Raw genomic sequence first — 19,780 nt, forward strand, 5'->3', positions numbered from 1 at the left:
AGGACGTGCTAGTGTCGGCATCGCAACAAGGCTTTTCTAGGGGCGAGTAATCGCAGCCCCATGACATTGCGACTTTAGACGACCTCGGTCTTTTTCATCCTACTTTTTGAACACGCATTAAGACGTTCTAATTGACAAAAAAATAGTCATTTGATAATTTTATAGTAGTATTAGCACTCGGGTACATAGAGTGCTAACAGGAGTGATCATCATGCTAACAGAGAGGCAACTTACAATTTTACAAGTCATAATTGATGATTTCATTGATTCAGCGCATCCAATCGGGTCACGAGCACTTTCTAAAAAAGAAAACCTTCCATATAGTGCAGCAACGATTAGAAATGAGATGGCTGATTTAGAAGAACTGGGTTTCTTGGAAAAAACTCATACATCTTCCGGGAGAGTTCCATCAGAGAAAGGCTACCGTTATTATGTAGACCATTTGATTGGTCCGATTATAAGTCCGAGCCCAAATGAAGTAACGATTATTAAAAATATTATCGACGATGGCTTTTTTGAATTTGAACAAATCGTGCAAATGTCTGCAGAGGTTCTATCGAAGCTTACGAGCTATACATCGATTATTCTCGGTCCAGAAATGTTTGAAACGAAACTGAAACAAATCCAAATTCTTCCGCTTTCAGCGCATACCGCTGTAGCTATTCTGGTTACAAATACAGGACATGTGGAGCACCGTTCATTTTCAATACCTGAAAAGGTCCGTGCTTCGGATCTAGAGAAAATGGTAAATATAATGAATGATAGCCTTAAGGGAGTGCCGATTGTTCAATTGCAAGAGAAATTAGCAACAGAGGTTGCTCAACTGATGAAGATGTATATTGATGATTTTGATACATCGTTTGACTATTTGAAATCTGTTTTCTTGAGTGAACATCCTGTCAAACTATATATTGGAGGTAAATCCAATATATTGATGCAACCTGAATTCAACGATGTTGATAAAATTCGCTCATTCTTTAACATGATGGAAAAAGAAGACGAGATAGCTAATTTACTCAAAAACACGAAAAGTGGTATTGAAGTAACGATTGGTAATGAGAACGAAGTAGAAGCAATTAAGGACTTAAGTTTGATAACTGCTTCTTATCACATGGAAGGGGACCATATGGGAACTATTGCATTACTTGGTCCTACGAGAATGGAGTATAGAAAAGTCATCACTCTACTAAGAGGCTTATCAAATGAAATGACAGACGCATTGTACATGTGGTACAAAAATGATGATGCATAAATGAATCAATTAATCTTAGGTCTTAGCATCTATGCTAGTTCAGTAACCAATATAGTTTCATTAAAATGCTATTCATGATATAGTCTTACTTGGCAAATAGGAAAGTAATACTTTTCTATTGACAATGCACAGGTGAAGTCATTTGCTGAAAGCCTTGGCGAATGTAATTTTTCTAAGAATTTTTTAATATGGAGGTGGCATTGGTGGAAGATCAAAATAAAGATACAATAACAGATGAGAGATCCATCACCAATGATGAAGTTGAAGTGATTGATTCTGCCAATCAAGAGACAACGGAATCAACCGAAACTGATTCAGCTAGCACGGAAGAGCTAAAAACAGAGAATGAGGCACTGAAAGCGGAAAAGGATGAAGTATTCAACCGATTGCTTCGCTTACAGGCTGAATATGATAATTTCAAAAAACGCTCGCAAAAAGAGAAAGAAGCAGAACGTAAATATAAATCACAAGATTTAATCAATGAACTGCTTCCTGCTCTAGATAATTTTGAAAGAGCTCTACAAGTAGAAGTTACGGAAGCAAACGCAAGTCTTTTTGATGGAATTACGATGGTATATCGTCAATTTCAAGATGCATTAAAGTCACAAGGTGTTGAAGTGATTGAAACAGAAGGAAAAGCTTTTGATCCTACTTTACATCACGCAGTAATGCAAATCGAAGATGAAGAAATCGAATCGAATACTGTTGTAGAAGAATTACAAAAAGGATATCTGCTCAAAGATCGCGTAATCCGTCCAGCAATGGTTAAAGTGAATAAATAATCGGATAGGTAGTTTAAGGAGGATATTGTAATTATGAGTAAAATTATTGGTATTGACTTAGGAACAACGAATTCATGTGTAGCAGTGATGGAAGGCGGCGAAGCGGTAGTTATTCCGAATCCGGAGGGGAACCGTACAGCTCCATCTGTTGTTGCATTTAAAAATGGTGAAAGACAAGTGGGGGAAGTTGCAAAACGTCAAGCAATTACAAACCCAAATACAATTCAGTCCATTAAACGTCATATGGGAACAGATTACAAAGTTAAAATTGAAGATAAAGAATATACACCTCAAGAAATTTCAGCTATTATTCTACAATATATTAAATCTTATGCAGAGGATTATATTGGTGAAAAGGTTGATAAAGCGGTAATTACTGTTCCAGCTTATTTTAATGATGCTGAGCGTCAAGCAACTAAAGACGCAGGTAAAATTGCTGGATTAGAAGTTGAGCGTATTATTAACGAACCGACTGCAGCAGCCTTAGCATATGGTATTGATAAAGATGATCAAGACCAAACAATTTTAGTGTATGACCTTGGTGGTGGTACATTTGACGTATCCATTCTAGATATTGGTGACGGTACATTTGAAGTAATTTCAACTGCAGGGGATAACCGCCTAGGTGGAGATGACTTTGATGATGTTATCATTAACTATATGGTAGAAGAATTTAGAAAAGAAAACGGAATTGACTTGTCGAAGGATAAAATGGCTACGCAACGTTTGAAAGATGCTGCAGAGAAAGCGAAAAAAGATCTTTCTGGTGTATCTCAAACACAAATTTCATTACCATTTATCACAGCTGGTGAAGCAGGACCGTTGCACTTGGAAATGAATTTAACACGTGCAAAGTTTGAAGAATTATCTTCTGATCTCGTTGAACGCACAATGATTCCAACTCGTAAAGCACTATCAGATGCAGGGTTATCAACAAATGAAATTCATAAAGTAATCCTTGTTGGCGGTTCAACTCGTATCCCAGCTGTTCAAGAAGCTATTAAAAAGGAAATTGGTAAAGATCCATCTAAAGGAGTTAACCCAGATGAGGTTGTAGCATTAGGTGCTGCAATTCAAGGTGGAGTATTGCAAGGTGACGTAAAAGACGTTGTCCTACTAGACGTTACACCACTTTCATTAGGTATTGAAACAATGGGATCTGTATTTACAAAATTAATTGAGCGTAATACAACAATTCCTACAAGTCATTCTCAAGTGTTCTCAACTGCTGCTGATAATCAAACAGCTGTTGATATCCACGTTCTTCAAGGGGAACGAGAAATGGCTGCAGATAATAAAACATTAGGACGTTTCCAATTAACGGATATCCCGCCAGCACCAAGAGGAATTCCGCAAATTGAAGTTTCCTTTGATATTGATGCAAATGGTATCGTTAATGTTCGTGCAAAAGATATGGGTACGAATAAAGAACAATCTATTACAATTAAATCATCTTCAGGTCTTTCAGATGAAGAAGTAGAAAAAATGGTACAGGACGCTGAAGAAAATGCAGAAGCTGATAAAAAGCGTCGTGAAGAAGTAGAATTACGCAATGAAGCAGACCAATTAATCTTTACTACAGATAAAACAATTAAAGATCTTGGAGATAAAGTTTCTGAAGAGGATAAGCAAAAAGCAGAGTCAGCAAAAGAAGAACTAAAAGCTGCAATTGAAGCGAATGATATCGATCAAATTAAAGAGAAGAAAGAAGCATTACAAGAACATGTACAACAGCTATCCGTAAAATTGTATGAGCAAATGCAACAAGATTCACAAGCTCAGCAAGGTCAGGAAGCAAATGATTCAAGTGATGATGTTGTTGATGCAGACTACTCTGAAGTTGAAGATGACAACGAAAAAAAGTAAGTAATGAATAAAGGATAGACCTAACCAAAAGTCAAAGTCAGGATTCTCTTGACTTTGACTTTTTTAAAGAAAATCATGATTTGCTATAAAGCAATCATTGATGATATGATAAAACCTATGCTATAGTGTGTCGGGAGAGTGAAGAAGGTTGAGCAAGCGAGATTATTATGATGTACTTGGAGTCGAAAAAGGCGCTTCAAAAGAAGAAATTAAAAAATCGTATCGGAAATTGGCAAGGAAATATCACCCAGATGTGAATAAAGCAGACGATGCTGCCGATAAATTTAAAGAAGCTAAAGAAGCATATGAAGTATTAGGTGACGATCAGAAACGTGCACAATATGATCAATTTGGTCATGCTGGAGCTAGTGGTCAGGGCTTTGGTGGTTTTGGCGGTGGAGCACAAGACTTCGGTGGCTTTGGCGATATATTTGATATGTTCTTCGGTGGCGGTGGTCGTACACGTGATCCAAATGCACCACAACAAGGAGCAGATTTGCAATATACGATGGTATTAGATTTTGAAGAAGCAATTTTTGGGAAAGAAACAGATATTACAATCCCTAGTGAAGAAGAATGTGATACATGTAACGGTTCTGGTGCTAAGCCAGGCACAAGCAAGAAAACATGTTCACACTGTAATGGATCTGGTCAATTGAATCAAGAACAGAACACGCCATTCGGTCGTGTTGTTAACCGTAGAGTATGTCATTACTGTAATGGAACTGGTAGTATCATTCCAGATAAATGTAATACATGCGGTGGAACTGGAAGCGTGAAAAAGAACAAAAAAATTCATATCAACATTCCTGCTGGTATTGATGAAGGTCAACAAATTCGCGTAACTGGAAAAGGTGAGCCAGGTAAAAACGGTGGACCTGCTGGTGATTTGTATGTTGTCGTTCAGATTAGACCACATGACTTCTTTATACGTGAAGGAGATCATATTTTCTGTGAATTGCCATTAACTATTACCCAAGCAGCATTAGGTGATGAAGTCGAAGTTCCTACTGTACACGGAAAAGTAAAACTGAAAGTGCCTGCTGGAACTCAAACCGGGAAAACCTTCCGTCTTAAAGGGAAAGGTGCACCGAATGTACGTGGACGTGGTCAGGGAGATCAGCATATTAAAGTGAAGGTAATGACTCCTACACAATTGACTGATAGACAAAAAGAACTGCTTCGTGAGTTCAATGAAATTGGTGGAAATGAATCTACTGATGAACAGGACGAAAATATTTTCCAACGTTTTAAAAAAGCGTTTAAAGGTGATTAACGATGCTGTTCAGCAGCATCGTCTACATAATTTTCAGGTGAGCATCTTGAAGGATAAGAAGCACAGTATATATCCAAGAGAGTCACTATCCAATGAAATGGGTGAATAATATAATGAAATGGTCTGAAGTTTGTATTCATACGACAAATGAAGCAATTGAGCCGATTTCTAATATTTTACATGAAACGGGTGCAAGTGGATTAGTCATTGAAGACCCGCAGGATTTAATAAAAGTACGTGATAATGTTTATGGAGAAATTTATGATTTAGATCCAAATGCATATCCTGAAGAAGGTGTGCGAATCAAGGCTTATTTACCGATGAATAGCTTTCTCGGTGAAACGGTGGAACAAATAAAACAAGCCATCAATAATTTATTGATTTATGATATCGATCTAGGCAAAAACCATGTTTCCTTAAGCGAGGTTAATGAGGAAGAGTGGGCAACTGCGTGGAAAAAATATTATAAACCTGTGAAGGTTTCCCAAAAAATAACCATAACACCAACGTGGGAAGAGTATACACCAGTTTCCAGTGATGAAATCATTATTGAACTAGATCCTGGCATGGCTTTCGGTACGGGCACACATCCTACAACAGTGCTAAGCATGCAGGCGTTAGAAACCTATTTAACAAGTGATGATGCAGTTATCGATGTTGGTTGTGGCTCGGGTGTACTTAGTATTGCTGCTGCAAAGCTTGGCGCAAAAGAAGTCTATGCATATGACCTGGATGAAATAGCTGTAAAAAGTACACAGCAAAATGCAAAGCTAAATGGGCTTGATAACCAGATTGTTGTTGCTCAGAATAATTTACTTGACCACGTAAACAAACAAGTAAATGTCATTGTTTCCAATATACTGGCAGAAATTATCGTTCGTTTTGTGGACGATGCATGGGATAATCTTGTAAGTGATGGATTATTTATAACATCAGGAATTATTCAGAATAAGAAGCAACTCGTCAAAGATAAACTTACGGAACAAGGTTTCGAAATTATAGCTGTAAATGAGATGGAAGATTGGATTTCCATTGTAGCTAGAAAAAAATAAAAAAAGTGACATACATGAAGTGGGTGTGCAAATGCAAAGATATTTCGTTCCATCTTCTCATTTTCAAGACAAGCTAATTCGAATTACAGGTGATGATGTTCATCATATTACCCGTGTCATGCGATATAATATTGGGGATAAAATTATTTGTAATAGCGAATATGGTAAGGCTGCCCTCTGTCAGATTTCACAAGTAACAAGTGATGAAATTCAAGCTACAATTGAAACTTGGCTTGACGAAAATGCAGAATTACCAATTAATGTTACAATTGCTCAAGGTATCCCTAAAGGCGATAAATTTGATTTAGTCCTGCAAAAAGGAACGGAGCTTGGTGCGTATGCATTTATTCCATTTCAAGCTAAACGCTCGATAGCAATTTGGGATCAAAAGAAGGCAGAAAAAAAGCAACAACGATTTGAAAAAATCATTAAAGAGGCAAGTGAGCAAAGTCATCGTAATATAGTTCCTCATATGAAAAAACCAATGTCGATTGAGATGTTGATTGAAGAAAGCAAAAACTATCATGTGAAACTTTTTGCATATGAGGAAGAGGCAAGGGTTTCGAACCCTAATACTTTTGGTAATATAGTTAATAGATTTGAAGCTGGACAAAACATTCTAGTTTGTATCGGTCCAGAAGGTGGGTTTTCTGAGAAAGAGGTAAACATACTAAAAGAAAACGATTTTCTTCCCGTTCGGCTAGGTCCTAGGATTTTAAGAACAGAGACTGCCGCGCTTTATGCGCTCGCAAGCATATCGTATCATTTTGAAGAAATGAGGTGTTCGGAATGCCAACAGTAGCATTTCATACATTAGGCTGTAAAGTGAACCATTATGAAACAGAAGGAATTTGGCGGATGTTTATGGAAAAGGGCTATGAACGTGTTGATTTTGATCACGATTCAGATGTCTATGTTATTAATACCTGTACAGTTACCAATTCCGGAGATAAAAAGAGCAGACAAGTAATACGAAGAGCAATTCGGAAAAACCCGAATGCAGTTGTTTGTGTAACGGGCTGCTATGCTCAAACTTCACCAGGTGAGATTATGGAAATTCCTGGTGTCGACGTTGTAGTAGGAACACAGGAAAGAAAAAATATCTTTACGTATATTGAAGAACATCAAGAAACGAAAGAACCGGTTAATGGTGTTTCTAACATTATGAAAAACCGTGTGTTTGAAGAAATGGATGTACCTGTTTTTACAGACCGTACCCGAGCATCCTTGAAAATTCAAGAAGGCTGTAATAATTTCTGTACATTTTGCATTATCCCATGGTCACGTGGATTACTCCGTTCAAGAGAACCTGAGAATGTAATCAGACAAGCAGAGAAATTAGTGGAAGCTGGTTATAAAGAGCTTGTCCTCACTGGTATCCATACGGCAGGTTATGGTGAAGATATGAAGGATTATAACTTTGCAATGCTTCTTAGGGAATTGGAACAAGTAGAAGGATTGAAACGGATTCGTATTTCTTCCATTGAGGCAAGTCAAATTACAGACGAAGTGATTGATGTATTGGATAAATCAGAGAAAATTGTCAGGCATTTACACATTCCATTACAAGCTGGCTCTGATTCTGTTTTAGCAAGAATGCGCAGAAAATACTCAACAGCTTTCTATAAAGAGAAGGTAAGTAAAATTCGAAAAGCGTTACCTGGCTTGGCAATTACATCAGATGTTATTGTTGGATTCCCAGGCGAAACGGAAGAAGAATTTATGGAAACGTACAATTTTATAAAAGAGATTGGTTATTCAGAGCTTCATGTATTCCCGTTTTCAAGAAGAACTGGTACCCCAGCTGCACGTATGGATAATCAAGTAGATGATGAAGTGAAAGAAGAGCGTGTTCACCGCCTTATTTCATTGTCTGACCAATTAGCGAAAGAATATGCTTCCGGGTATGAGAATGAAGTTCTCGAAGTTATTCCGGAAGAGCGTATCCTGGACGAGAACCACCCTGAATTGCTTGTAGGTTATACAGATAATTATATGAAAGTGCAATTTGAAGGCACTGCAGACATGATTGGCAAGATTGTTCGTGTGAAAATCACGAAATCTGGATATCCATATAATGAAGGTACATTTGTTAGGGTTATGGAACATGCAACACATGCTGGTGAAAAGATAGTTAATCAATAACGTATTTAGAAAGGAAGTTTAAGGTGAGTAATAAATTAGCTAAATATATTGATCATACACAATTAAAGCCGGATACAACGAAGGAACAAATAAAGAAATTGGTTGAAGAAGCGAAGGAGTACGATTTTGCATCTGTATGTGTCAATCCGCATTGGGTTGCTTATTGCTTTGAGAACTTAAAAGAAACAACAGTAAAGGTTTGTACTGTAATTGGTTTTCCACTGGGAGCTAATTCAACGACTGTTAAAGCTTTTGAAACAGAACAAGCAATCAAAGACGGTGCAACAGAAGTGGATATGGTCATTAATGTTGGAGAATTAAAGTCTGGGAATGACGATCTTGTAAAAGCTGATATTCAAGCTGTTGTGAATGCGGCTAAAGGGAAAGCTTTAACAAAAGTAATCATTGAAACAGCTTTGTTAACTGATGATGAGAAAGTTCGTGCTTGTCAATTAGCAAAAGAAGCAGGTGCTGATTTTGTTAAAACTTCTACAGGCTTTGCAAGTGGCGGTGCAACGGTTGAAGATGTTCAACTGATGCGCGAGACAGTTGGTGCCGAAATGGGGGTTAAAGCATCTGGCGGTGTTCGTGATTTAGAAGGAATGAACGCAATGATTGAAGCAGGTGCAACCCGCATTGGTGCTAGTGCTGGAGTCGATATTATCAATGGAATTACAGGCACTGACGATTATTAATTCAGCAAAATTAGTAATAAAAGAAGTATTTACTAGTATAATTAGTTAAATAATCGTTGACCAGATTGTAGGAATATATTATACTTTAAAAAGGCATGAGAAGGTAGTCATGTCGGTATAAATTGGTTTTGTGCTTCGGAGGGAGGGAAATTAGCATGTCAAATACAACTCGCGTTCGTAAAAACGAGTCTCTTGAGGATGCTCTTCGTCGCTTCAAACGCAGTGTGTCAAAAAGTGGTACACTACAGGAATATCGTAAACGTGAACACTATGAGAAACCTAGTGTTAAACGTAAGAAGAAATCTGAAGCTGCTAGAAAGCGTAAATTCTAAAGAGGGTGCAAGCGTATGACGTTACTTGATCGATTGAACCAAGACATGAAGCAAGCTATGAAGAACAAGGATAAAGAAACGCTAAGCGTTATTCGCATGGTGAAAGCTTCTATCCAGAATGAATCGATTAAACTTAGTAAAGATACACTATCTGAGGACGAAGATCTAACAATTTTATCCAGAGAAGTTAAACAACGGAAAGATTCCCTCCAAGAATTTAAATCTGCTGGACGTGAAGATTTAGTTGAAAAACTTGAAAATGAATTGGTAATTTTACAAAAGTATTTACCGAAGCAACTTTCGGATGAAGAACTACTTTCAATTATCCAAGTAACGATTCAGGAAGTAAATGCTACATCAATGAAAGATATGGGTAAAGTGATGGGCGCTGTAATGCCTAAGGTTAAGGGCAAAGCAGATGGCTCTCAAATAAAAAAACTTGTACAACAAGAATTACAATAATAAGTTAAAGAATCTCAAGTCATTAGGCTTGGGATTCTTTTCTTGTTCGTAAGTAAACGAAAAAATTTGAATGCTGTGGATAACTTAGTTATCTAAACAGTTACGTCCAGCTCCAGCGCCCAACGACTAGAGCGAGACTTGCCTCACCTCCGTACGTCGCTAACCGGGCGCTTGCACTTTTATTCAATATGAAAATTATAAGCCTTTTAGAAATGTGGAAGATAAGCACCATCAAAGTTTCTCAATGGATAAGATTATGATAGTATCTAATTATGACATAACTCCTGTTAGAGAACTACTAGTCGCTAGGTCTTTGGTCGATACGTTGGTGCATTTGTGCAAATTGAAATGATGTATACTTTTCTATTTGCTAAAAATTGAAACCAATCCCATACCACTTCCGTATTAATTGATAACAGGCTGAGGGAGGTGAATAATGATGTCGAGGAAACGACTCAAACAATACATACTCATAATTGCAGCCATCTCCATAGCACTTATTTACCTTGTTTTGGATAATATTTCAATTGCTAGTGCCGAGGAACAAGGTGGTGGAAAGTCAGTTTATGTTATACCGATTGAACGAGAAGTAGAGCGTGGGCTAGAGGCTTTTTTAGAGCGCACAACTTCGGAAGCGGTTGAAGCTGGTGCCGATCATATTATTTTTGAAATTGATACTCCAGGCGGGAGGGTCGATGCAGCAGGTCAAATCGGTCAAATTATCCAGGGTCTACCAATCCCGACAACAGCATTTATCGTTAATGAGGCATTATCAGCTGGTTCTTATATCGCGTTATTTTCTGAAACCATTTACTTCAAGCCACATGCAACAATGGGTGCAAGCGGTGTGATTAATTCTGATGGTACAGCAGCAGATGAAAAAGCGCAATCAGCTTGGTTTGCGGCAATGAAAAGTGCTGCTGAATCTACTGGGAGAGATCCACTTTATGCATTAGCTATGGCCGATAGTAGTATTGACCTGCCTGAATACGGGGCACCTGAAGGAAGGTTTTTAACACTTGGCCCAGCAGATGCTGTAGAAGTCGGTTATGCGAATGGAATTGTGGATGATCGAGTGGAATTGCTGCATGAACTTGGTTTGTCGAATGCTTCCATAATTGAGACAGAACCGACTGTCGCAGAGGAAGTAGCACGATTTCTAACAAACCCAATTGTAATCCCAATTCTTCTATCTGTGGCAAGTCTTGGCTTAATCGTGGAATTGTATTCTCCTGGATTTGGAGTACCAGGAATAATGGGGATTGTTTCTTTATTATTATTTTTCTACGGTCATATCGTTGCAGGACTAGCAGGTATGGAAGCTGTCATACTACTAGTACTAGGTATTATTTTGATTGTAGCTGAATTTTTTGTCCCAGGTGGGATTTTAGGACTCCTTGGAATTGGTGCCATCATCGGTTCATTATTTATGTCAGGATACGATTTAGGTCATATGTCGATGAGTATCGGAATTGCATTTCTTGTTACGCTAATTGTTGCAATTATTCTTTTTAAACGAATTGGCATGGATAAAGGGGTTTTTCGACATATTATTCTTAGGGATAGTACTGCAACAGAGCAAGGATATGTATCATCCACAAATCGGTTGGAGTTAATCGGTATGGAAGGTATTACTGCCACCCCTTTACGACCATCGGGCATTGGAGAATTTGACGGTGAACGAATTGATATTGTCTCAGAAGGAAGCTTTATTGATCGTAATAAGTCTGTTAAAGTGGTAAGAGTTGAAGGAGTTCGTGTCGTAGTTAGAGAAGTATAATGCTGTACATGAAAATCATAAGGAGGAATTTTTAATGTCATTAACAGAATTAATGCCGCTTATTATTATTGCGGTAATCTTAATTGCAGTTGCAATTTTATTCACGTTTGTACCAGTGGCGCTATGGATTAGTGCTTTAGCTGCTGGAGTAAAGGTTAGTATTTTTACACTAATTGGAATGCGATTACGTCGAGTTGTTCCAAACCGTGTAATTAATCCTTTAATCAAAGCACATAAAGCAGGTTTAAACGTCAAAACAAACCAATTGGAAAGTCACTACCTAGCGGGTGGTAACGTAGATAGAGTAGTAAATGCTTTAATAGCTGCGCATCGTGCAAATATTGAGCTTCCATTTGAACGCGGGGCTGCTATCGACTTAGCAGGGCGTGACGTATTAGAAGCTGTTCAAATGAGTGTAAATCCGAAAGTAATTGAAACTCCATTTATTGCTGGTATCGCGATGGATGGTATCGAAGTAAAAGCACTTGCTAGAATTACTGTACGTGCAAACATTGATCGACTTGTCGGAGGAGCCGGGGAAGAAACAGTTATCGCTCGTGTTGGTGAAGGTGTTGTAAGTACAATTGGTAGTTCAGACACACATGCAAAAGTATTAGAAAATCCAGATTCGATTTCACAGACAGTATTAAGTAAAGGCCTTGATTCAGGAACAGCTTTTGAAATTCTGTCGATTGATATTGCCGACGTGGATATCGGTAAAAACATTGGAGCTATCCTACAGACAGACCAAGCTGAAGCTGATAAAAATATCGCACAGGCAAAAGCCGAAGAACGCCGTGCAATGGCGGTTGCTCAAGAGCAAGAAATGGTTGCAAGAGTTCAAGAGATGCGTGCGCATGTTGTGGAAGCTGAAGCAGAGGTTCCAAAAGCACTTGCCGAAGCATTACGCACAGGAAAAATGGGTGTTATGGATTATATGAATTATAAAAACATTGATGCTGATACTGGTATGCGTGATACAATTGGTAAATTAACTAAAGATAGCAGTGAAGATGATCAAAAATAATGTTCATCAATAAAAGCGGAAGTGCCCGGTTAGCGACGTACGGACTGCGCCCCGAACTTGGGGTGGTTCGACGAGTCGAACATTCCTACGAAGGCTAGTCGCTGGGCACTGGAGCTGGATCATGAAATTGAAGGAGGGGTCTGATGGGCTGGATTTTCGATAACCTCTTCATAATTATCATTATTATTTCAGGGATTATCGGCTTTTTTAACAACTCGAATGAGAAGCAGAAACAACAAGAAAAAGAGAAGAAAAAAGCACCTCCACAAAGGCCGGGAAGAACAGTGTCAGAAGGAACTCGAACTCCAGAACGCAAGCCGCAGCCTGTAGCAGAGCAAAGAGTATATCGTGAAGAAAGATCACGAGATACGGTTTCAACTGCCTCAATTGCAGAGCAGCAAAAGCAGCAAATGGAGAAGCTGGCTAGTAAGTATAGCACTATTTCAAATTCAAAAATTGAGGATTTGAAGTCACAGGCGGATAGTGGAAGTATTTTACTTGAGCCTGAGAAGGAAACAAGTAAAAAACAAGAAAGACTGAAGAAACAAGTAGTTGGCAATCTTGGTGCAAAAGGATTAGTTAATGGCATTATCATGTCTGAAATACTAGGACCACCGAGAGCTAAAAAGTCATATAAAAATGTTTTAGACGATCGAATCAAATAAGTTGAATCTTAACCACTGCTACATAAGCTTAATTGCTTATATAGCAGTGGTTTTTTATGATTTTATCTCATTTGCAAGGAAACTGCGACGAAACTTACAAATATGTGCAATAATACCCCTCCGAGATTGCTACGGGCGAATGCTTTCCGTGGGCAGGTGTCTGAAGCCTCATCCGGACTAGTTAGTGAAAAGTACTGTTTCTGTTTCAATCAACTATGTTAGTGAAAATCAGTGAGCCCATTCTGGCGTAGTGTTTCCACAGCGGATAAATCCACAATTCCTCAATGCACATTAGTGTGAAGTTTATATTTTATATAAATCATCAGACCACATAAAACCCACTTTTTTATCAAGCATTTTGTTCTTATGTATTAAGCACCTTCATACATATGTATGTGAGGGGGGATCATCATTGGCTAAATGGCAACAAAGATTACGCACCTTGTTAACAGAACAATTCTCTCTTCCTTCTGATATAATCCTTGAAATGCCTAGAATTACGGTAATTGGAAACATACACATATACATTGAAAACCATCAAGGCTTGGCTGTATATTCCGAAAATGAACTAAAGTTAAAAACCAATAATGGCTATGTTCAAATTAGGGGTACTTCCTTTGTGCTAAAAATGATGCTTCCTAAAGAAATTTTACTCGAAGGAACTATTTCTGAAGTGAAATTCTTAGGAAACTAAAGCCTTGAACAAGAGGAGGATACAATTGAAGCATTTAAATAGTAAAGCAGTAACTGGCTATGTAACAATTCTAGTAAAAGGTACAGCTCCTGAGATGTTTTTTCAAAAATGTGCGAATGCTGGAATTTCAGTTTGGGATGTAAAAAAAAGAGACACCGATTTATGTGAAGGTAATATAAAGCTCTCCGATATCAAACAAATGAAACATATCAGAAGGAAAACAATTTATAAAATTACGTTTACTGGTAAGAACGGTTATCCATTTTTAATTAGACGATTTTTAAAAAAGAAGCCATTGGTACTTGGGTTATTTTTCAGTGTACTTCTCTTCTTTTTTTTATCGAATATTATTTGGGAAGTTAAAATTAGTGGTGTTCCAAAAGATATTGAAGAAAAGATAGACAAGCAGTTAGTTAGTTACGGAATTCATCCAGGGGCTTGGCTTTTCTCCCTGGATCCTCCAACAGCGATTCAACAAAAACTAATGAAGGATGTGCCTGAACTTCTTTGGGCTGGCGTGGATCAAAAAGGGACAACCTTCTATTTAGAGGGAGTAGAAAAGGTTGTCGTTGAAGAAGCGGATCCAAAACAACCCCGAAATTTAGTTGCTGCGAAAAAAGGCGTTATTACAAATTTATATGTATCAAAAGGGACCTCTCATGTACAAGTGAATGATTATGTGGAACCTGGTGATCTCTTGGTTTCTGGAATATTGAAAGGACAAGTGGTAGAAGACGAAGAAAATGAATCGGAAGAACGACAGGAACAAGCTAAAGAGCTAGTGGCTGCTGAAGCTGAAATTACAGCAAATACCTGGTATGAGGTTTCCGTTACGGTACCGCTTGAATTTAATTATGAAGAGATAACAGGAAACCAAAAAAAGAAATATTATCTTAAAACAGGAGAATTTCAGTTACCAATTTGGGGATTTGGAGAGCCTGATTATAAAGAAATTCATCGAGAATCAAATGGTAATAACCTACGTTTTTTTAAATGGGAGCTCCCGATAGAAATTGTTGAAACCATTTTAAGTGAGAAGACGTATAATAAAGTGAGCCGAACAAAAGAAGAAGCTATTGAAGCAGGAATTGATCAAGCTATTATTCAACTACAAAATGAACTAGGTGCTGAGGCAACAATATTGTCTGAAAAAGTTTTGCATGAAAGTATAGAGCATGGTAAAGTAAACTTAACCCTATTTGTTTCAGTTGAGGAAAATATTGTAAGAGTAGAACCATTAAATCAAGGAGACTGATTATGCCAGGTAACTTAATTGAAATTGAATTGCATTTAACAGGTACGAATGAAGCGCTCGCATTATTCGGCATAAACGATAAGCATCTGAAGCAGCTAGAAAATCTTTTAAACGTGTCCATCGTATCTCGTGGAGAAGCTGTTCGAGTTTCTGGTTCGGAGGAAGCGATTGCGCTTGTCCAAGAAATTCTTCTCACTCTTTTATCGGTTATTAGAAAAGGGCAAACCATTTCTGAACGAGATGTCGTTTACGCTGTTGACTTAGCAAAAAAAGGTGAAATTAAACAACTAGAAGCGCTTTTCGAAGACGAAATTACGAAAAATGTAAAAGGCAAATCAATTCGTGTAAAAACGCTTGGTCAAAAAAACTATATCGCTGCGATTAAGGCGAATGACCTTGTCTTTGGAATCGGTCCAGCCGGAACCGGTAAAACATATCTCGCTGTAGTAATGGCAGTGCATGCATTAAAAAATGGACTTGTTAAACGAATTATTCTAACGCGCCCGGCTGTAGAAGCTGGTGAGAGCCTCGGATTTTTACCTGGGGACTTAAAGGAAAAAGTAGATCCTTATTTACGTCCTCTATATGATGCACTTCATGATGTGTTAGGGGCGGAACATACACAGCGTTTGATCGAGAGAGAGACAATTGAAATTGCGCCACTTGCTTACATGCGTGGACGGACGCTGGATGATGCATTCGTTATTTTAGATGAAGCGCAAAATACAACACCAGCCCAAATGAAGATGTTTTTAACCAGATTGGGCTTTGGCTCAAAAATGGTTATCACTGGTGATATTACCCAAATTGATTTGCCTAAAGGGGTTAAATCGGGTTTGCATATTGCACAGCAGCTATTAGCTTCTATAGAGGGAATCTCATTGATACATTTGAATCAAACGGATGTTGTAAGGCATCCACTAGTTCAACGTATCATTGCAGCATATGAAACTGAAAACTAGAAATAGAATAAAACAGGAAAGACCCTAGGCTATACGGGTCTTATTTCTGTATAGATGCTTGATAAAGTGAAACCCCGTAAAGTAGCGTTTCACTTTCCTCCCCATTGCTTGTTAGAAATACAAGGGAATGAGCTAAAGACCATTAAACAGAATAAGGAATTCACTGGACTGTTTCCCCCGGCCTTTACATATTTGGTTTCTAAAATTAGAGCGGGGATACAGTACGTTGATGCGTGATAAATTGGGGTGATACGAATGAAAGAGCGAATAAGTAAAAAGCTCGAGTCGTTAGGGAAAAAACATAGTTGGCTATTCATATTATTACCAGTAGTTTTATTAGGTGTCTTTTTCTTTTTTATAACGCTAAATAATGTTCAAACAGAAATCTACGATATTGAACGATTCAGTAATGCAAGTGAAACGATTCGTTCTCCTATCACAATTGAGAATGAACAAGAAACGGAACGGAAAACAAGGGAGACCGTTCAATCTGTGCAAGATAGATATAGCATATCCAATGAAGTTACGATGGAGCAAGTAAGTTTTGTGGAGGAAATATTTGACGGTATTTTCAAACTAGAAGAAGAAAGTGAAGGTAGGCGTGATGAAGAGGAAACACCTGCACCTCTTACAGATCAAGAAAAAGTAATCCAATTAAAGCAAATTTTATCTGATGAAATAAGCAACTCTGTAAAAGACGGTACATTGATCCACCTTTTACAATTCAGTGAAGACGAATTGGATGCGGGAAAAGAGATACTGGCAGAAGCACTTGAGGAAACATTAAACAATGGTGTACGTACAGAGAATTTGGAAACTGCAAAGGCAAATGTCAATCAGTATATTGAATATGCGGATATAGAAGAAACTTTGAAGGAACCATTAATGGAGCTCACAAATTTTGCTGTGGTTGAAAATTCTTTTTTTGATGTGGAAAAAACCTCAGAGGCAAGAAAAGAGGCTGCAAGCAGTGTTGATCCAGCTATGATTCGTGCTGGTGAGGTAATTGTTAGAGAAGGACAAACGATAACGAATGAAATTTATGAAAAGCTGGATCTTGTTGGATTGCTGGACGAGCAGAGTAATATTTATCCAGTAATCGGGCTTGCATTGCTTATTATCATGATTTGCAGCTTTATAACTATAGAGATGCATCACCTATCCAAGCAAAATAAATGGAGCTTGGAAAAAATGCTTGCAATCTTTTTTATTAGCATGATTGTCGTTTCTTTAATGAAGATAATTAGTGTCTTTACAACACAGTCCAACCAGCTTTTTTTCGTTACCCCAATTGCCACGGGGGTTATACTAATTAAAATGTTAATCAATGAAAGATTAGCTATTGTGATGTCTATACTTTATGCTATTTTAGGAAGTGTTATATTTAATGGGCAAATAGCAGGTTCTTTAAATGTGGAAGCTGGGATTTACTTCCTTGTCAGTCAATTAGCTGGGATTATCTTTTTAATGAATGTGAAGGATAGACTAACCATCTTAAAGACTGGGCTTGGTGTAGCTCTTGTAAATATTGTTACTGTATTACTATTTTTATTTCTTTCCTTTGAAAAATATTCCTGGTTTGACCTTTTTGTACATACAAGCTTCGGACTAACGTCAGCAATTCTAGCAACAGTATTAGCTATTGGTTTACTTCCATTTTTCGAAATGATACTTGGAATTCTTTCAGATATAAAATTATTACAGCTTTCTAATCCAAATCAACCACTTTTGAAAAAATTATTAACAGAATCACCTGGAACTTACCATCATTCAGTTATGGTTGCAAACATAAGCGAAACAGCTTGTGAAGCGATTGGTGCAAACGGATTGCTGGCTAGAGTTGGTGCCTATTATCATGACTTAGGTAAAACGGCCCGACCACATTATTTTATAGAGAATCAATTATCTGTTCGGAATCCCCATGATTTTATCGATCCGAAAAAAAGTGCCGAGATTATTATACGACACCCATATGACGGAGCTGAATTGTTAAATAAGCATAAAATGCCGAAAGAAATTATTGATATTGCCAAACAACACCATGGCACATCCTTATTGAAATTCTTCTATTATAAGGAGAAGGAAAAGAATCCGGATGTGGAAGAATCCGTTTTTAGGTATCCGGGACCTAAGCCTCAAACAAAAGAAGCAGCTATTATTTGTATTTGTGACTCGGTTGAAGCAGCAGTCCGATCCTTAGAAGAGCCTACAACCGAAAAAATTGAAGATATCGTAGCCTCCATCGTAAAGAGTCGACTCGCTGATGGACAATTAGATGAAAGTCCTTTAACATTAAAGGAGCTACATGTTATTCACCGAACCATTATTGAATCGTTAAAAGGAATATTTCATTCCAGAATTCAATATCCATCGAAGGAGGCAAAATAATGTACATTGATTTTCATGATGAAACAAATACTGTGACAAGTGACTATGTTGATTTATTAGAACGTTTACTTCAATTCGCAGCTGACAAAGAGGGTATATCTAAAGAAGCGGAAATGTCCGTTAATTTCGTTGATAATAAAGAGATCCAAGCGCTTAACCGTAATTACCGCGGGAAAGATGCACCTACCGATGTTATTTCTTTTGCGATGCAGGAATCGGTTGAAGGGGAGATTGAAATAGTTGGTGAGGATATGCCGTTAGCACTTGGAGATATAGTTATTTCCGTAGATAAGGCGAAGGAGCAAGCAACCGAATATGAGCATTCCTATGAAAGAGAACTTGCATTTTTGACGCTACACGGTTTCTTGCACTTGTTGGGATATGACCATATGAATAAATCAGATGAAGCGACAATGTTTAAAAGACAAGAAGAAATACTAGGTGCGTTCGGAATTGAAAGATAAGAAACGTAAAATTGGATTTAATTATGCCTGGAACGGGATCAAGGAGATCGCGCAAACAGAACGTAATTTTAGAATACATTTGTTAGCAACGTTATTGACAATAACTGCCGGGTTTCTATTTAAGCTAACAATGGTAGAGTGGGCTATTATTGTTCTAACCATTGGACTGGTACTTATGGCAGAGGTAACGAATACCGCTATTGAGAAGCTTATTGATTACTTAAGACCGGAGATACATCCTGCAGCTAAAATAATAAAAGATGTTGCTGCTGGTGCTGTATTAATTGCCGCTATTATTGCTGCGGTTATTGGATTGCTTATATTTTTGCCAAAATTGTATAATTTTTTCTAGAAGAGGCCGGGATATAACGAAAGTGTTTAACTTTAAAGGCGAACCGTGCACAAACTTAGTGACATAGACTTCTGCGGGAGAGAAGGTGATAGGTGAGACACCGAAGTGCGATAGCACAGGGGGCTCACCAGTTACCTCTAAATGTGTGAAGTGTATTTCTAGAGTTGGTTGTTCGTATTTTTCCTATGTTAAAATACTTTTGCCCCAGCCTCTTCTTTTTGGCGTGTTTTACTTTCATATAATACGGGTAAGAGAAGGTTAAGTTTACATATTTTTATGTTAATCTTTGCATTTGGAATTTATTGTGGTAATTTAGGTGAAAAGATAATCT

General features: G+C 37.8%; 19 protein-coding genes. All 19 read left to right on the top strand.

The window, feature by feature from the left end; translation table 11 throughout:
* Window positions 1-211 precede the first annotated feature (211 nt).
* The 19 genes from hrcA (at window position 212) to D1B32_RS08920 (ending at window position 19,449) form a co-directional block, all read left to right on the top strand.
* The gene (hrcA, locus tag D1B32_RS08825) at window positions 212-1,252 is read left to right on the top strand and encodes a heat-inducible transcriptional repressor HrcA (RefSeq protein ID WP_095307057.1); all 1,041 of its coding nucleotides are present in this window, start codon (window positions 212-214) and stop codon (window positions 1,250-1,252) included.
* A 203-nt stretch (window positions 1,253-1,455) separates the two neighbouring features.
* Window positions 1,456-2,034, top strand: a complete 579-nt coding sequence (gene grpE, locus D1B32_RS08830) for a nucleotide exchange factor GrpE (protein ID WP_240033758.1) — start codon at window positions 1,456-1,458, stop codon at window positions 2,032-2,034.
* A gap of 33 nt (window positions 2,035-2,067) precedes the next feature.
* Window positions 2,068-3,900: a molecular chaperone DnaK gene (gene dnaK / locus D1B32_RS08835; RefSeq protein ID WP_095307055.1), complete on the top strand. Its 1,833-nt coding sequence runs from the start codon at window positions 2,068-2,070 to the stop codon at window positions 3,898-3,900.
* Between the two features lie 148 nt (window positions 3,901-4,048).
* Window positions 4,049-5,176, top strand: coding sequence for a molecular chaperone DnaJ (gene dnaJ, locus D1B32_RS08840; RefSeq protein WP_095307054.1), 1,128 nt, complete (start codon window positions 4,049-4,051; stop codon window positions 5,174-5,176).
* Between the two features lie 113 nt (window positions 5,177-5,289).
* On the top strand, window positions 5,290-6,228 hold the full coding sequence (gene prmA / locus D1B32_RS08845; protein ID WP_118889122.1) for a 50S ribosomal protein L11 methyltransferase: 939 nt from the start codon (window positions 5,290-5,292) through the stop codon (window positions 6,226-6,228).
* Between the two features lie 31 nt (window positions 6,229-6,259).
* Window positions 6,260-7,030 carry a 16S rRNA (uracil(1498)-N(3))-methyltransferase gene (locus tag D1B32_RS08850; protein ID WP_118889123.1) on the top strand — a complete coding sequence of 257 codons (771 nt, stop codon included), beginning with the start codon at window positions 6,260-6,262 and terminating at the stop codon, window positions 7,028-7,030.
* Window positions 7,018-8,373 carry a tRNA (N(6)-L-threonylcarbamoyladenosine(37)-C(2))-methylthiotransferase MtaB gene (mtaB, locus tag D1B32_RS08855; protein ID WP_095307050.1) on the top strand — a complete coding sequence of 452 codons (1,356 nt, stop codon included), beginning with the start codon at window positions 7,018-7,020 and terminating at the stop codon, window positions 8,371-8,373. The genes D1B32_RS08850 and mtaB overlap by 13 nt, the downstream gene beginning before the upstream one ends.
* 23 nt (window positions 8,374-8,396) lie before the next feature.
* Window positions 8,397-9,068, top strand: a complete 672-nt coding sequence (gene deoC, locus D1B32_RS08860) for a deoxyribose-phosphate aldolase (RefSeq protein ID WP_118889124.1) — start codon at window positions 8,397-8,399, stop codon at window positions 9,066-9,068.
* Between the two features lie 155 nt (window positions 9,069-9,223).
* On the top strand, window positions 9,224-9,400 hold the full coding sequence (gene rpsU / locus D1B32_RS08865) for a 30S ribosomal protein S21 (protein WP_010650937.1): 177 nt from the start codon (window positions 9,224-9,226) through the stop codon (window positions 9,398-9,400).
* Window positions 9,401-9,415: 15 nt separating this feature from the next.
* Window positions 9,416-9,862 carry a GatB/YqeY domain-containing protein gene (locus D1B32_RS08870; RefSeq protein ID WP_095307048.1) on the top strand — a complete coding sequence of 149 codons (447 nt, stop codon included), beginning with the start codon at window positions 9,416-9,418 and terminating at the stop codon, window positions 9,860-9,862.
* A gap of 436 nt (window positions 9,863-10,298) precedes the next feature.
* Entirely contained in the window at window positions 10,299-11,642 is a 1,344-nt protein-coding gene (locus D1B32_RS08875; RefSeq protein WP_118889125.1) for an NfeD family protein, read from the top strand.
* A gap of 34 nt (window positions 11,643-11,676) precedes the next feature.
* Window positions 11,677-12,669, top strand: coding sequence for a flotillin-like protein FloA (floA, locus tag D1B32_RS08880; RefSeq protein WP_095307046.1), 993 nt, complete (start codon window positions 11,677-11,679; stop codon window positions 12,667-12,669).
* 143 nt (window positions 12,670-12,812) lie between these two features.
* A complete protein-coding gene (locus D1B32_RS08885) occupies window positions 12,813-13,334 on the top strand; it encodes a YqfB family membrane protein (protein ID WP_095307045.1) in 522 nt (173 codons plus the stop codon).
* A 412-nt stretch (window positions 13,335-13,746) separates the two neighbouring features.
* Window positions 13,747-14,028, top strand: a complete 282-nt coding sequence (gene yqfC / locus D1B32_RS08890; RefSeq protein WP_095307044.1) for a sporulation protein YqfC — start codon at window positions 13,747-13,749, stop codon at window positions 14,026-14,028.
* A gap of 25 nt (window positions 14,029-14,053) precedes the next feature.
* Window positions 14,054-15,283, top strand: a complete 1,230-nt coding sequence (gene yqfD / locus D1B32_RS08895) for a sporulation protein YqfD (protein WP_118889126.1) — start codon at window positions 14,054-14,056, stop codon at window positions 15,281-15,283.
* A gap of 2 nt (window positions 15,284-15,285) precedes the next feature.
* A complete protein-coding gene (locus D1B32_RS08900) occupies window positions 15,286-16,245 on the top strand; it encodes a PhoH family protein (protein WP_095307041.1) in 960 nt (319 codons plus the stop codon).
* Between the two features lie 255 nt (window positions 16,246-16,500).
* Window positions 16,501-18,633 (top strand): HD family phosphohydrolase, encoded by a 2,133-nt coding sequence (locus D1B32_RS08910; RefSeq protein WP_118889128.1) that lies wholly within the window; start codon window positions 16,501-16,503, stop codon window positions 18,631-18,633.
* Window positions 18,633-19,097, top strand: coding sequence for an rRNA maturation RNase YbeY (gene ybeY / locus D1B32_RS08915; protein ID WP_118889129.1), 465 nt, complete (start codon window positions 18,633-18,635; stop codon window positions 19,095-19,097). The genes D1B32_RS08910 and ybeY overlap by 1 nt, the downstream gene beginning before the upstream one ends.
* Window positions 19,087-19,449 (top strand): diacylglycerol kinase family protein, encoded by a 363-nt coding sequence (locus D1B32_RS08920; protein ID WP_240033759.1) that lies wholly within the window; start codon window positions 19,087-19,089, stop codon window positions 19,447-19,449. The genes ybeY and D1B32_RS08920 overlap by 11 nt, the downstream gene beginning before the upstream one ends.
* Window positions 19,450-19,780: the final 331 nt, after the last annotated feature.

Source organism: Oceanobacillus profundus (assembly GCF_003515705.1).
Taxonomy (GTDB): domain Bacteria; phylum Bacillota; class Bacilli; order Bacillales; family Amphibacillaceae; genus Oceanobacillus; species Oceanobacillus profundus.